The following is a 14,773-nucleotide window of genomic DNA, read 5'->3' as shown; positions in this document are numbered from 1 at the left end:
AGCTAAGCTTTGAGTTATGTTTGCGAGCTACAGTTGCGTAATCGGGAGAAGATTATGGCAGCTCGTTTCGCGATCTTTCCAGCGTTCCTGTTTCTGGTTTTCGGCTGCTCCGCTGTCTCAAGCCAAAGCCTAGCGGCGTCTGATACGTCGAAGACCGCTGTGAGCAGCCCCGTCGTCGCCCATGCTCAACGGGTTGAACGTCGAGCCTCGAAAACATCGTTCGAAGATCTCGAAGCCTTTGGCCGCGCCGCAGCTGGACGCCCTGGCGATGAAGGTCTCAGCCGCCTGCAACACGTCATCTGGGTTCTGATCAATCAGGACGATTACATCGCCGCAGAGCGCTGGAACGCGATAATGCGCCGCTCCGCCGAACGCCAGAACGATGCGCGTTATCGGGGCGTCGCCATGGTTAACGCCATGCATATCCGTTACTTGCGTGATGATGCTGTAAGCTTGGACGAAATGCAGGCCTTCACAGCGATCCAGACGGACTGGCTGACAAGGATTGCGGCCGAAAGCGTTGTGGCCCGCATGCTTATCGACAAACAGAGGATCGCCGACGCCCTGCGCCTGCTGGCCCGCGTGGCGCCGATGATCCCTGCGGATCAGGCCAGCGTGGGCAGCGTCGGCGCCTCAGTCTGGACCACGGTGTCGCTCGCTCACATGATGATCGACGACGTGCCCGGCTATCTGCGCGCCATTGATCGGGCCGAAACCTATATGGCGGATTCGGGCTACCCCAATCCGGGCTACGACAGCCTCTATAATCTGGCCCAGTCCTTGGGCTTTCTCTCGCGGCATGACGACGCTCTGGCGTTGGTCGAGACCTATAGGCGGCTGGCGGAAAAGACGAATACGCCGGAGGCCGCCGCCTATGCTGGCACATTGTGCGGCTATGCTGCGGTTGCGCGCGAGGATTGGCCGGCAGCCCTGAAATGCCTGGCGCCGTTCGGGTCGGACCTGAATCCGCCCAGATCGACGGTCGTTGCGATGCTGCCGATCCGCGCCACGGCTTATGCGCGCACCGGTCAGGTCGAGCTGGCTAAACGCGACGTGGCCGAAATCCACCGGCTTATCGAAAATGGTCAGATGACGCGCATGCCCGCCGTGCGACGGTCCGAAGCCGAACTGATGATCGCCGAAGGCGACTATGCGCGGGGCGTCCCGGCGCTGCGCGACTATCATCTTGATCGTTTCGCCAGAGCCACGAAATCCGCCGCCTCCGCCACCGAACAGATCGTGGTCGGGATTGATGAACAGCTTCAGGCCGCCACCACTCAGAACCGTCTCAGACTTCAGGTGATCAACGCTCAGCGCTGGCTGGTCGCCATCCTGGCCATCGTCGGCGTCGGCATCGCCGCCATGTTCTGGAGACAGGTCCGGCTGTCCAAGAAACTGTCCGCCGCCAATCGCCGTGAGCGCCAGGTCCACGAAGCCCAGGCGGCTTTCTTCGCCAATATGAGCCATGAAATCCGCACGCCGTTGAACGGCGTGGTCGCGATGGCCGATGCGCTGGGCAAGGCTGACCTGAGCGATGAAGCGGCGCATATGGTCCGAATCATAGGCTCGTCGAGCACTACGCTGGAACGTCTTCTGTCGGATATTCTCGACAACGCGAAGATGGAGGCTGGTCAAATCGCAATAGAACCCCTCCCCTTCAATCTGGGCGAGACGATCACAGACATTCAGGCCCTGTGGTCACAGAAGGCGGCGGCGAAGGGGGTTGTAATCGAGATCGAGGCTGATCCGGACATCTCACGTTGGGCTATTGGCGATCACGTCCGCCTCAGTCAGGTGCTGAATAATCTGATCAGCAATGCGCTGAAATTCACTGATGAGGGCCAGGTTAGCCTGTCCGCCCAGGCGACCACGGGTGACCGCGTGCGTTTCATTGTCGCCGACACCGGCGTCGGTTTCGACGCCGAACAAAAGTCGAAAATTTTCGAGCGTTTCCAACAGGCGGATGGTACGATCACGCGCCGCTTCGGTGGTACGGGCCTGGGTCTGTCGATCTGCCGTCAACTGGTCGAACTGATGGGCGGAGAATTGGATTGCGACAGCACTCCGGGTGCAGGATCGCGTTTCTGGTTCGAGATCGAACTGCCGCGCGCCCTCCCCGCCGACTCCGTCAAGCCTGTCGCTGAACCGGAACTGGAAGCCATGCAATCGCTCAAGATTCTTGTCGTCGACGACCACGCATCGAACCGCACCATTCTGGGCCTGCTGCTTGACGATGAGACGATGGAGTTGCGCTACGCCGACGACGGGCGGCAGGCTCTCGACGCCGTGCAGGAAACCGAGTTCGACGTGATCCTGATGGACATGCAGATGCCGGTCATGGGCGGGCTGGACGCCACCCGCGCCATCCGCGCCTTTGAGCATCAGACGGCCAGGCGCCCGGCGACCATCATCATGCTGTCGGCCAACGCCGATCCAGACTCCCAGAAACAGGGGACGGATGCTGGCGCCAACGGCCACATTGCCAAGCCTGTCGTGCTGGAGCGGCTTCTGGAAGGCATCAATATCGCCATGCAGCGCAACACCGACGCCCAGGCGGCGCAGGCGCGCCCTGCCCCTGCGCTCACTCTTCCTTAAGCGGGCGCGGCCAATGTTCGGACGTGCGCGCATCGCCTGAACAGATTGATGATTCGCCGCCTCTGTGGGAGCAGTGGGCGGCTGGCTTTGTCATCTTCATGATGACCGGCGCCCTGATCGCGCCGGTTCTGGCGCCGGATCAGGCGGAAACCCCGATCCTGCGCATGGTCTGGCTGCCGGTCTATGCGGTGACAGCGGGCCTGATCGCCTTTCGCTTCGAGAAGATCATACGCGCCTGGCCCGCCTGGCTGATCCTGTTCGGCCTGATCGCCTTGGCCTATGTGTCCAAATACTGGTCGATCGACCCTGAAGTGACCAGTCGGCGGGTCATCGCCATGGCGATCAACAGCGCCTTCGCCGTCTATGTCGGGTGCGTCTTCAGAGGCGCCCCCCTGCCCCGCATGTTGATGAACACCTGTCTGGTCATGGCGATCGGCAGCCTGATCATGGTCTTCGCCTTCCCGCGCATCGGCGTGCACCAGATGGACAACGCCGGTCTGTGGCGCGGCCTATGGTACGAAAAGAACCAGATGGGCCTGGTCATGGTGGTCGGCGCGGTCTCGTCCGCCGCCGTCCTGGCCGCTGATCATCTGGCCGGGAATGGACGCAAGCCCTGGGTTCCGTTGATGGCGTTCGGCCTGACGACCCTGCTGGTCATGGCGACCCAGTCCAAGACGTCCCTGCTCTGCTGGCTGCTGGGCGTCGGCATGATCGGCTTCTGGTGGCTGTTGAAACAAGGCGGCGCGGCCATCACCATCGTTGCGGTCTGGTTTGCGGTCGTCACCTCCAGCTTGGCGGCCTGGCTGTGGAACACGGATTCCGCCGCCATCCTGCAGGCCCTGGGCAAGGACCCCTCGCTGACCGGGCGCACCCTGATCTGGGAGGCCCTGATGCGCCGCGTCGCCGAACGGCCGATGACCGGATACGGCTTCAGCGCCTTCTGGGGCGTGGATTCCATCCCGGCCCGCGAAATCCGGCTGGAGACACAGTGGCCCGTTCCCTCGGCGCACAACGGCTGGATCGACCTTCTGGTCCAGTTGGGCTGGCCCGGCGCCATCTTCGTCGGCGCAGTCATGCTGGTGTCGGCCATTCTGGTGATCGTGCGCCTGAACGGCATGGGCGCGCGCGAAGGCTATTGGAGCATCGCCTATCTGACCGTCTTCACGGCGCTGAGCCTGTCGGAGAGCGTTCTTTTGACCCACGCCAACCTGCCCTGGATCCTGATGCTGGCGATTATGTCCCGCGCAATGACCTATGATCCGATCCCGGTGCGCGCGCCGCTTGCTCGACCGGCGGCACGGGCCTACCAGAACCGGTCCCGAATCGCCTCAGACTATGTGAATGGCCGCCGACCTCTTCGCTTTTGACGACGAACCCGAAGCTCGCAAACCCGAGCCTCCCAAGCCTGCTGCGGCGCCCGCGCCCCAGGTGACGCCCTCTGCTGTCCCGACACCGACGCCCGCGTCCGTGCAGGCCGCGACAAATGCGGCGAACGCCACGGGCTATTCCGCGTCTTCGATCGAAGTGCTGGAAGGGCTGGAGCCCGTCCGCAAACGCCCCGGCATGTATATCGGCGGCACCGACGAACGCGCCCTGCACCACCTGTTCGCCGAAGTCCTCGACAACGCGATGGACGAGGCCGTTGCCCGCCACGCCAAGCTGATCACTGTCGATCTGGACGCCGAAGGCTATCTGTCCGTCCGCGACGACGGACGCGGCATTCCGGTTGATCCGCACCCGAAACATCCCGGCAAGTCGGCGCTGGAGGTGGTCATGACCGTCCTCCACTCAGGCGGCAAGTTCTCGGGCAAAGCCTATGAAACCTCTGGCGGTTTGCACGGCGTAGGCGTGTCGGTCGTCAACGCCCTGTCGGAACATCTGGACGTCACGGTCTGGCGCGACGGCTTTGAATGGCGCCAGTCGTTCAGCCGCGGCCACGTCCTTGGGCCGATCCAGCAGGTCGGCCCCTCCAAGAAAAAGGGCACCCTGATCCGGTTCAAGCCGGACGATGAAATCTTCGGCATGGGCGCGGCTTTCAAGCCTGCGCGCCTGTTCCGCATGGCCCGGTCCAAGGCCTACCTGTTCCGCGGCGTCGAGATCAAATGGACCTGTGCGCCCGACCGGATCACTGACGCCACACCGGCCCAGGCCCTGCTGCACTTCCCAGGGGGTCTGGCCGACGCCCTGTCCGACCGCATCGGCCCGCTTGAGACCGTCACCCCCACCTTCGCCGGCCGCGCAGAGCGTCAGGGCGAGGCGGGTGCCTTCGAATGGGCCGTCACCTGGTCGCCCATCGGCTTTGGCGAGTCCGACGGCTTCATCCAGTCCTATTGTAATACGGTCTCGACCCCCGACGGCGGCACGCACGAGGCGGGGTTCCGGGCCGCCCTGGTCAAGGGGCTGAAGGCTTACGGCGAACTGACCAACGAAAAGCGCGCGGGCATCATCACGGCGGAAGACGTCATCGCCAACGCCGGCGCCCTGATCAGCGTCTTCATCCGCAATCCCGAGTTCCAGGGCCAGACCAAGGACCGCCTGTCCTCGCCGGAAGGGGCCCGTCTGGTCGAACAGCTTCTGCGCGACCCGCTGGACCACTGGCTGACCGAAAGCCCCAAACAGGCGAACGCCCTGCTGGGCTTCGTGGTCGACCGCGCCGAGGACCGCCTGCGCCGCCGCAAGGACAAGGAAGTCCAGCGCGCCGCCGCCACCCGCAAACTGCGCCTGCCGGGCAAGCTGTCGGACTGCAGCCGTCAGGCCGCCGAGGGCACTGAACTGTTCATTGTCGAAGGCGACTCGGCTGGCGGCTCCGCCAAACAGGCGCGCGACCGTACGACCCAGGCCATCCTGCCCCTGCGCGGAAAGATCCTGAACGTCGCGTCCGCCACCGCCGACAAGCTGCGCCAGAATGTGGAGCTGTCGGACCTGGCCCTGGCCCTGGGCGTCCAGCCCGGCAACCGCTTCAACATCGACGACCTGCGCTACGAGCGGATCGTCATCATGACCGACGCTGACGTGGACGGGGCGCACATCGCGGCGCTGCTGATAACCTTCTTCTACCGCGTCATGCCCGAGACGATTCGTCAGGGCCGGGTCTTCATGGCCCTGCCGCCGCTGTACCGGATCTCTGCTGGCCCGCTCAGCGAATATGCCCGCGACGACGCCCACCGCGACGAACTGCTGGCCACGACCTTCAAGGGCAAGAAGACCGAGATCGGCCGCTTCAAGGGCCTGGGCGAAATGATGGCTTCCCAGCTGAAGGAAACCACCATGGATCCCAAGAAGCGCACCCTTGCGCGCATCACCGTCCCCGACGCCGAATCCAGCGTCGAGGATCTGGTCGAACGCCTGATGGGCAAGCGGGCCGAGGCGCGCTTCCAGTTCATTCAGGAAAATGCGCAGTTCGTGAAAGAAGAACTGGACGTCTGAGGCCCATCTGGCCCTTCCAACGAACGGCGACGCCTGACAAAAGGGGGCCATGAGCACGACCGCCCCCTCCTCCGCTGTTCTCGACGAATTGAAGGCCGCACTGGGTCCCGGCGGCTGGACCCAGGACGCCGACGTCATCGCCCCGTCGCTGACGGAATGGCGCAATCGGTGGACTGGCAATACGCCGATCCTGCTGACACCGCGCTCGGTCGAGGAAACGGCCAGGGCCGTGACCATCTGCGCGCGTGAAGGCGTGGCCATCACGCCCCACGGCGGCGGCACCGGCCTGGTCGGCGGCCAGATTCCCTTTGGCGAGGTCCTGCTGTCGACGCGCAAGATGCGCGCCGTCCGTGATGTCACCCCGCTGGACGACGCCATGACGGTCGAGGCCGGTCTGACCCTGCTGGAGGCGCAGCAGGCGGCGACGGCGGCGGGCCGTTATTTCCCGCTCAGCCTGGCTGCAGAAGGTTCGGCCACCATCGGCGGCGTCATCTCGACGAACGCTGGCGGCACCCAGGTTCTGCGCTACGGCATGATGCGCGATCTGGTGCTGGGCATCGAGGCCGTCATGCCCAATGGCGAAATCTTCAATGGTCTGAAGCGGCTGCGCAAGGACAACACCGGCTACGACCTCAAGCAGCTGTTGATCGGCGCCGAGGGCACCCTGGGCGTCGTCACCGCCGCCACCCTGAAGCTGTTCCCGATCATGCGTTCGCGCGCCGTCGCCATCGTCGGGCTTGAGACCGCTGCCGCCTCGGTCGAACTTCTGGCCCGCGCCAAGGCCGAAACGGGCGGCGGCGTCGAGGCCTTTGAACTGATGAAGCGTCTGGGCATGGAGTTGGTGCTCAAGAACATCCCCGACACCCGCGAACCGCTGGACTCGACGCCCGACTGGTACGTTCTGATCGAGATCACGTCCGGCACGCCGGGCGGTGCCGAAGCCCAGCTTGAACGCCTGCTGGAGGTCGCTTTCGAGGAAGGCCTGATCAACGACGCCGCCATCGCCCAGAACGACGCCCAGCGCGCATCCTTCTGGCGTCTGCGCGAAGAACATTCTGCGGCTCTGAAACCCGAAGGCGGCGGCTGGAAGCACGATGTCTCGGTCCCCATCAGCCGCATCGCCGAATTCATCGACGAGGCCACCGCCGCCGTCGAACGCTTCCACCCCGGCGCCCGCGTCTCGGTCTTCGGCCATGTCGGCGACGGCAATCTGCACTACGACATCCTGCCCGGCGTGGGCGAGGACATTCCCGCCTTCATCGGCCGCTGGAAACAGGGCTCACAAGTCGTCCACGACGTCGTCGGCGGCTACGATGGCTCCATCTCAGCGGAACACGGTCTGGGACGGCTCAAGACCGAAGAGGTCAAACGCTACAAGTCCGCCCTCGAGATCGAGACCATGGCCGCCATCCGCCACGCCATTGATCCCAAGCGGATCATGAACCCGGCTGTACTATTCTAGCCGCGGTACAGCCGTTTCGTTAGCACACGACGCAAAGCCGTCATCCTCGCCCTTGTGGCGAGGATTCAACCACCCGCGCGGGGCGTCAAACCTTCGTCGAAACGGTAACTCTCAAACCAAACTCCGGGCGAAGGCCCGGCGCCTCGCCTTGCTCTCCACTCGGGCCTCACTCCCTCCGTCAAAAACGGTCGGAGCGACGAGCCGTGCGCGTAGTGAGACCTCAAGCCCGGTTCAAATCGTCACCGAAGCGGCCTATGTCGGCGCCTTCGACAAGGAGCCTGGTTTTGCTGATCATACTTTCTCCCGCAAAGCGGCTCGACTTCACCGAGCCCGTGTCGACCCTGCCTGCGTCCGAACGTCGGATGCTGGACGACACCACTGCACTTTCCAAAACCGCCAAGCGCCAGACCAAGGCGGATCTGCGCCGCCTGATGAAGATTTCCGACGATCTGGCCCAGTTGAACGTCGAACGTTTCAAGGCCTTTGATCCCGAATCGTTGGACGGGATCCAGGCCGCCTTCGCCTTCGCCGGTGACGTCTATGAGGGCCTGAAGGCGCGTGAACTGGATGAAGCGGCCCTGAACTTCGCGCAGGACCACCTACGCATCCTGTCCGGCTTCTACGGCCTGCTGCGTCCGCTGGACCGCATCCAGCCCTATCGTCTGGAAATGGGCACGCGCCTTGAGACCAGGCGCGGCGCCAGCCTCTATGACTTCTGGGGCGACCGCATCTCCAAACAGCTGAATGCAGACGCCGAGGGTCAAGCCGATCCGACCCTGGTGAATCTGGCCAGCCAGGAATATTTCGGCGCCGTCGACGCCAAGGCGCTGAAGCTGCCGGTCGTGACGCCCCAGTTCCGTGAGGAAAAGAACGGCGAGAGCCGCATCATCTCCTTCTTCGCCAAAAAGGCGCGCGGCGCCATGGCGCGCTACGCCATCGACGAACGTGTGGAACGGACCGAGGACCTCAAGGCTTTCGACCGCGACGGTTATCGTTTCAACAAGGCCGCATCGACTGAAAGCGAGTGGATATTCACCAGATCGGGAAATTCTTGATCGCGAGGGGTGACTGCCGCTAATCTCACTCCACAAGAACCAGAAGGCGAGCCCATGTTCCAGCGGTCCAAATCATCGAACGGCGGCGCTGCTGCGCACGGCGAAACCCCCGAGTTTCGCGACATCGGTGATCTCAAGGGCCAGGTGGCCGTGATTTCCGGCTCCACCTCGGGCATCGGTCTGGCGCTGGCGCGAGCGGTTGCGGCGCGGGGCGGCGACGTGGTGCTGAATGGCCTGGGCGACCCGGCCGAGATCGAACGCACCCGCGCCGAGCTTGAGGCCTCGTCCGGCGCACGCATCCGCTATCACGGCGCGGACATGACGCGCGGCGAGGAGATCGCCGACATGGTCGCCTTCGCCAAGCACGAGCTGGGCCGCCTGGACATCCTGGTCAATAACGCCGGCATCCAGCACGTCGAGGCTGTCGAGAAATTCCCCACCGACAAGTGGGAGCAGATCATCGCCATCAACCTGTCCTCGGCCTTCTACGCCACGCGCGCGGCGATTCCGATCATGAAGGCGCAAGGCCGCGGCCGGATCATCAACATGGCCTCGGCCCACGGTCTGGTCGCCAGTCCGTTCAAGTCGGCCTATGTCGCGGCCAAGCACGGCGTGATCGGCTTCACCAAGACGGTCGCCCTGGAAGTCGCGCGCGACAACATCACCTGCAACGCCATCTGCCCCGGCTTCGTCGAAACGCCGATCGTGGAGAAGCAGATCGCCGATCAGGCCCGCACGCGCGGCCTGACCAAGGAACAGGTGCTGACTGATGTGATCCTGGCCGCCCAACCGACAAAACAGTTCGTCACCACGGACCAGCTGGCGGGCATCTTCCTCTATCTGGTTTCGGACCTCGGAGCCTCGGCCAACGGGGCCAGCTTCTCCATCGACGGCGGCTGGACCGCGCAATAATCATCTGAAACGGACAGCGGCCAGGAGGGCAAGGTGGCGATTTTCAAACGCAAGGCCGCTGGACCAGCCGACCTCGCCGCCCCTTCGTCGTCCAGACGGTCGATCAGTCTGGCGCTGCAGGGCGGCGGCGCGCACGGCGCCTTCCAGTGGGGCGTTCTGGATCGACTGCTTGAGGACGACACACTTGATATAAAGGCCGTTTCAGGCGTCTCGGCGGGGGCCATGAACGGCGCCGCCTTGGTGTCCGGCCTGACGACGGGCGGTTCGGAAGGCGGTCGCGCCGCCCTGGACAAGCTGTGGCGCGAGGTCAATCAGTCCGGGGGCCGCAACGTATTCGGCGACAGCGCCATCTGGAACGCGGCCAGCCCGCCTGAATGGCTGAAGGACAATCCCTTCTGGCGCGCAGGCGAGACCTTGGCCATGACTATGTCTCCCTACGAATTCAATCCGCTGAACCACAATCCTATGAACCGGGTTCTGAAGGCGTCGGTGGATTTCGAGGCGGTGCGCGGATCGGACATCCGCCTGTTCGTCGCCGCCACCGCCGTGCGTCAGGCCAAGACGCGCCTGTTCACCTCGTCGGAAATCTCGGCCGACGTGCTGATGGCCAGCGCCTGTCTGCCGCATCTGTTCCAGGCTGTTGAGATCGACGGAGAGCCCTACTGGGACGGCGGCTATCTGACCAATCCCCCGCTATGGCCCCTGACGGGTGAGGACACGCCCGACGACGTGCTGCTGGTCACCCTGAACCCGATGCTGCGGGACGAAACGCCCAAAAGCTCGGGTGATATCGTCGACCGCCTGAACGAAATCGTCTTCAACGCCCCGCTGGTCGCCGAACTGCGCGCCCTGGCGATGGCCGAGGAACTGGCGGCTGAGGGCAGCCTGAAGCCCGGCGCTTTCCGCACCGTTCGCCTTCACGCCATCGAGGCGGACGGCTGGCTCAACGATCTTGCGCTGCGCACCAAGTTCAACACCGAATGGACCTTCCTCAACGACCTGAAGGCGCGAGGACGTGCGGCCGCCGATGACTGGCTCAACACCTGCCGCCCAACTGTGGGCCTGCGCGCCAGTGTCGACCTTCAGGCCCGCTTCGCCTAACCGACGTGGCCCGCAGCGCGCCTGAGACGGTCGTTGATGGCCTCGCCCAATCCCTCGGCTGGAATGGGTGACACGGCGATGCCTGCCGGATGGGTCCGGTCCGCCTCACGCAGAAGTCGGAACAGGTTGGCGGCCGCCTCACGCAGATCGCCGGTCGGGCTCAGGCTCCAGCGCGCATCGCCGACGCCCGCGCCGAACCCCAGCAGGATCTCGCCATCGCGTGCCTGATCCGCCTCGATCCGCACCGGAGCATCCGGCGCATAATGCAGCGTCAGCCGACCGGGCGACCGATGCCCCTCGCCGCTGTCGGCCAGCGGCCCGACCACCGCCTCGATCTCGGCTCGCGTCACCGATCCGGGACGCAGCAGCGACACCTGCCCGCCCAGCACCGAGACCACCGTGCTTTCCAGCCCGACGATGCAGGGACCGCCGTCGATCGCCGCGCCGACGGCGAATCCCGTCTCCTCCACCGCATCGGCGAAGGTCGTGGGGCTTGGGCGGCCCGAACGATTGGCGGAAGGCGCCACCACCGGACCGCCGAACGCGGCCAGAACCGCCCTGGCCTTTGCATGGCCCGGCACACGGATCGCCACGCTGTCCAGTCCGGCCCGCGCCAGATCGCACACGCGCTCGGCGTCCCGCAAAGGGGTCACCAAGGTCAGCGGTCCCGGCCAGAAGGCTTCGGCCAAGGCCCGCGCCTGCGGTCCGAAAACGCCGATCTCCTCGGCCGCCGCCGCATCGGACACATGGGAGATCAGCGGGTTGAAGCGCGGTCTTCCCTTCGCCTCGAATATGGCCGCCACCGCATCGGGATTGCCGGCGTCGGCGCCCAGACCATAGACGGTCTCGGTCGCCAGCAGAATCAGCTCGCCGCGGCGCAGGCAGGTCGCGGCCTGTTCGATGGTATCGCTCATGGTCGGCGCGGGATCAGGGGGATCATGCGGTGAAGCACATTATCGCGGTCCACGAACTGATGCTTCAGCGCCCCCAGCACATGCAGGGCGATCAGGACATACAGCCCCTTCACCACCAGACCATGCACCGTCATGAAGCCGCGCGCCGCATCACGGCCGCCGGAAATCGGCAGCAGCGGCCAGTCGAACAGACCGAACCACAGAATCTCCCGCCCAGCCGCCGATGACGCCATCCAGCCCGTCAGGGGAATAACGATCAAGGCCGCGTAGAAAAGCACGTGAACGGCGCGCGCCAGAGCCTTCTCCCAGCGCGACATATCGCCCGGCAAAGCAATGGCCGGATTGGCCAGACGCCAGCCGATTCTCGCCAGGGTCAGCACCAGAATGGTCAGGCCGACCGACTTGTGCAGGCTGATGAACTCACGCGAAATCGGCCCCTCGGTCGCCTCATGCGCCGTCACCAGCAGGACTTGCGCCAGCACGGCCGCCGCAATCGTCCAGTGCATGATCAGCGACACGATCGAATAGCGGTTTCGCGGTTCGGCCATGACTTCCCTTCCGTGACGGCATGGCGTCACTGTGCCTCGACTAAGGTCCACGCGCCAAGCCGCTTGCGGCGAACGATGGAGACGGGGCACTTAGGCCGTAAAGAATACCGAGGAAACCCATGAGCTATCGCGCCCCCGTCCGTGACCTGGCCTTCACGCTGGAAGCCATCGCCGGAATGCCTGATCTGGCGGCCACCGGCGCCTTCCCCGACTACGACGTGGATGTCGCGGGCGCCGTGCTGGAGGCCGCAGGTCAGTTTTCGGAAGAGGTCCTGGCGCCGCTGAACCGCATCGGTGATCAGAAGGGTTCGCTCTACGCCAATGGCGCCGTCACCGCCGCGCCCGGCTTCGCCGACGCCTATCGCCAGTTCGCGCAAGGCGGCTGGACCAGCCTGTCGGCCTCGGCCGAGCATGGCGGTCAGGCTCTGCCCAAGGCGCTGGAACTAGCGTCCTATGAAACCGTCCACGCCGCCAACATGGCCTTCGGCCTGTGTCCCATGCTGTCGCTGGCCGCCATTGAGGCGCTGGAGCAGGTCGGAACCGAAGACCAGAAATCGAAATATCTGACCAAGCTGATCAGTGGTGAATGGACCGGGGCCATGGTCCTGACCGAGCCGGGCGCCGGTTCCGACCTCGGCGCGCTGACCGCCACCGCCACCCCGAACGGCGACGGCACCTATGCGCTGAACGGCCAGAAGATCTTCATCACCTGGGGCGACCACGACGCCACCGACAACATCGTCCATCTGGTGCTGGCCCGCCTGCCGGACGCACCCAAGGGACCGAAGGGCATCAGCCTGTTCCTGACGCCCAAGTTTACGGTCAAGGATGACGGCAGCCTGGGCGACCGCAACGCCTTCCGCCCGGTCGGGGTCGAACACAAGCTGGGCATCCACGCCTCGCCCACCTGCGTCATGAGCTATGAAGGCGCCCGCGCCGAACTGGTCGGTCAGCCTAACCAGGGCCTGGCCCATATGTTCGTCATGATGAACGCCGCGCGTCTGGCCGTCGGCGTCGAAGGCGTCGGCATCGCCGAGCGCGCCTATCAGCACGCCCTGAACTACGCGCTGGAACGCCGTCAGGGTCGCTCCGTCTGGACCGGCGAGGCCAACGCCCCGATCATCGACCATCCCGATGTGCGCCGCATGCTGGCGGTGATGAAGGCCAAGACCGCCGCCGCCCGCGCCATCTGCCTGTCCACCGGCGTCGCCGCCGATCTGGCCCGCCACGCCGCGAGCGAGGCCGACCGCAAGAAGTGGAAGGCCCGCGAAGACCTGTTCACCCCCATCGCCAAGGCCTGGTCAACCGATGTCGGCTGCGAGGTCGCCTCGCTGGGCGTTCAGGTTCACGGCGGCATGGGCTTCATCGAGGAAACCGGCGCGGCCCAATACTACCGCGACGCCCGCATCGCCCCGATCTACGAAGGCACCAACGGCATCCAGGCCATGGATCTTGTCGGGCGCAAGCTATCGATGGACGGCGGCGAGTCGGCCAAGATCCTGATCGCTGACATGAAGGCCACGCTCGCGGACCTGTCGCGCCTCTATTCGGGCAAGCCGGTCGAGCGTTTCGACACGGCCATCGAAGCGGTTGAGGACGCCACCCTGTGGCTGCTGGACCAGAAGACCAACCCGGACGCCGCCGCCGACGTGCTGGCCGCCGCCGACGCCTATCTGAAACTGCTGGGCGACGTGGTCGGCGGCTGGATGCTGGCCAAGGGCGCGCTGGCGGCCAAGGCGAAGCTGGACGCCAACGACGGCGATCCGGTCTGGCTGCAGGGCAAGCTGGACCTGTACGAAGTCTATGCCGCCAATGTGCTGGGCCATGTGTCGAGCCGTCTGGCCGCCGTCGGCCAGGGCGGCGACCTGCTGCGCCGGATCAGCGCTGACGTGCTTGCCGGCTGATCGGGGATCGCACGGAGCGCCGGGTCAAGGCCGACCCGGCGCATCCAACAGCGCGATGGCTTGCCGCACATAGGCGGCATGAGCGATGACGCCCAGCCCGATGCCCTGCCCTTGCCCCTGGGGCTGGCCCACCGGACCTGGGGCCACGACCTCCTTGATGACCACGCCGACGATGACGGGCGGCTGCCCCGCTGCGCCGCCGCCTGGCCTGAACACCGGGCCGCCGGAATCGCCGGGAAACACGCGGAAGTCCAAAAGGAAGGTTGGGAACGCCCTGATCGGGGTCAACGGCCACGATGCGATCCGTCCGACCCGCAGGATCGGAAAGCCCGCACGATTTGACGACAGGCCGCCCGGAAAGCCCAGGGCGAACAACTCGTCCCCCGCTGCTGCGCCCGCAGTCTCGAAATCCTCGGCTTCCGCCAGCCAGGCCAGGGGAATCGCGGCCCGTGCAAAGGCCTCCGGCGCCGTGACCTCCATCACCGCAATGTCGCGGTCGGGCGGCGCGGTCCACAGCGGGCCCAGGGCAGCATCTCGGATCTCGAGCGGCTGAGGGCTGAAACGCCATCCCCCATCCGGCTCCTGGAGCCGCCATCCGACCCTCGCGGACCGCTCCGGCATCTGCTCAAGCACATGGCGGGCGGTGACCAGCACGGTTCGCGGCGCACCGTCCGGGCGTGGCGCACTGACCAGAAAGGCCGTCGCCACGGTTCGCAACCCCTCGCCCGAGGGCTGGTCGATCTGGACCGTGGCGTCGATGACCGCCGCCGCAGCGTCGCGCCGCGGCTCGGCCGCCCTTGCCGCTGCAAAACCCGCTTGGACAGGCGCAGGGGCTGAAATCTGATCGGCGAACATC

11 protein-coding genes are annotated in these 14,773 nt (G+C 65.3%); 8 read left to right on the top strand and 3 right to left on the bottom strand.

The window, feature by feature from the left end; all coding sequences use genetic code 11:
• Window positions 1-159: 159 nt before the first annotated feature.
• From KWG56_RS04940 to KWG56_RS04910, 7 genes are all read left to right on the top strand, one after another.
• Window positions 160-2,595 (top strand): ATP-binding protein, encoded by a 2,436-nt coding sequence (locus KWG56_RS04940; RefSeq protein WP_219353940.1) that lies wholly within the window; start codon window positions 160-162, stop codon window positions 2,593-2,595.
• 23 nt (window positions 2,596-2,618) lie between these two features.
• Window positions 2,619-3,962 (top strand): O-antigen ligase family protein, encoded by a 1,344-nt coding sequence (locus tag KWG56_RS04935; RefSeq protein WP_219353939.1) that lies wholly within the window; start codon window positions 2,619-2,621, stop codon window positions 3,960-3,962.
• A complete protein-coding gene (locus tag KWG56_RS04930; RefSeq protein ID WP_219353938.1) occupies window positions 3,937-6,021 on the top strand; it encodes a DNA topoisomerase IV subunit B in 2,085 nt (694 codons plus the stop codon). Before KWG56_RS04935 ends, KWG56_RS04930 begins: the two co-directional genes overlap by 26 nt.
• A 49-nt stretch (window positions 6,022-6,070) precedes the next feature.
• Window positions 6,071-7,483 (top strand): FAD-binding oxidoreductase, encoded by a 1,413-nt coding sequence (locus tag KWG56_RS04925; protein ID WP_219353937.1) that lies wholly within the window; start codon window positions 6,071-6,073, stop codon window positions 7,481-7,483.
• Window positions 7,484-7,767: 284 nt separating this feature from the next.
• Window positions 7,768-8,538, top strand: a complete 771-nt coding sequence (gene yaaA / locus KWG56_RS04920; RefSeq protein ID WP_219353936.1) for a peroxide stress protein YaaA — start codon at window positions 7,768-7,770, stop codon at window positions 8,536-8,538.
• Between the two features lie 54 nt (window positions 8,539-8,592).
• A complete protein-coding gene (locus tag KWG56_RS04915; RefSeq protein WP_236261109.1) occupies window positions 8,593-9,450 on the top strand; it encodes a 3-hydroxybutyrate dehydrogenase in 858 nt (285 codons plus the stop codon).
• A 33-nt stretch (window positions 9,451-9,483) separates the two neighbouring features.
• Window positions 9,484-10,551 carry a patatin-like phospholipase family protein gene (locus KWG56_RS04910; RefSeq protein WP_219353935.1) on the top strand — a complete coding sequence of 356 codons (1,068 nt, stop codon included), beginning with the start codon at window positions 9,484-9,486 and terminating at the stop codon, window positions 10,549-10,551.
• On the opposite strand, the gene KWG56_RS04905 is transcribed toward KWG56_RS04910, so the two are convergent.
• Both KWG56_RS04905 and KWG56_RS04900 read right to left on the bottom strand, forming a co-directional pair.
• The gene (locus KWG56_RS04905; protein ID WP_219353934.1) at window positions 10,548-11,465 is read right to left on the bottom strand and encodes an L-threonylcarbamoyladenylate synthase; all 918 of its coding nucleotides are present in this window, start codon (window positions 11,463-11,465) and stop codon (window positions 10,548-10,550) included. The genes KWG56_RS04910 and KWG56_RS04905 overlap by 4 nt on opposite strands.
• Window positions 11,462-12,013, bottom strand: a complete 552-nt coding sequence (locus tag KWG56_RS04900) for a cytochrome b (protein ID WP_219353933.1) — start codon at window positions 12,011-12,013, stop codon at window positions 11,462-11,464. Before KWG56_RS04900 ends, KWG56_RS04905 begins: the two co-directional genes overlap by 4 nt.
• Window positions 12,014-12,132: 119 nt before the next feature.
• Here KWG56_RS04900 and KWG56_RS04895 point away from each other — a divergent pair, with 119 nt between their 5' ends.
• Entirely contained in the window at window positions 12,133-13,917 is a 1,785-nt protein-coding gene (locus tag KWG56_RS04895) for an acyl-CoA dehydrogenase (protein ID WP_219353932.1), read from the top strand.
• Between the two features lie 24 nt (window positions 13,918-13,941).
• On the opposite strand, the gene KWG56_RS04890 is transcribed toward KWG56_RS04895, so the two are convergent.
• Window positions 13,942-14,772, bottom strand: a complete 831-nt coding sequence (locus KWG56_RS04890; protein WP_219353931.1) for a trypsin-like serine peptidase — start codon at window positions 14,770-14,772, stop codon at window positions 13,942-13,944.
• Window position 14,773 lies beyond the last annotated feature (1 nt).

This window comes from Brevundimonas nasdae, assembly GCF_019395145.1.
GTDB lineage: Bacteria > Pseudomonadota > Alphaproteobacteria > Caulobacterales > Caulobacteraceae > Brevundimonas > Brevundimonas nasdae.
This window is presented reverse-complemented; position numbering and strand designations above follow the sequence as displayed.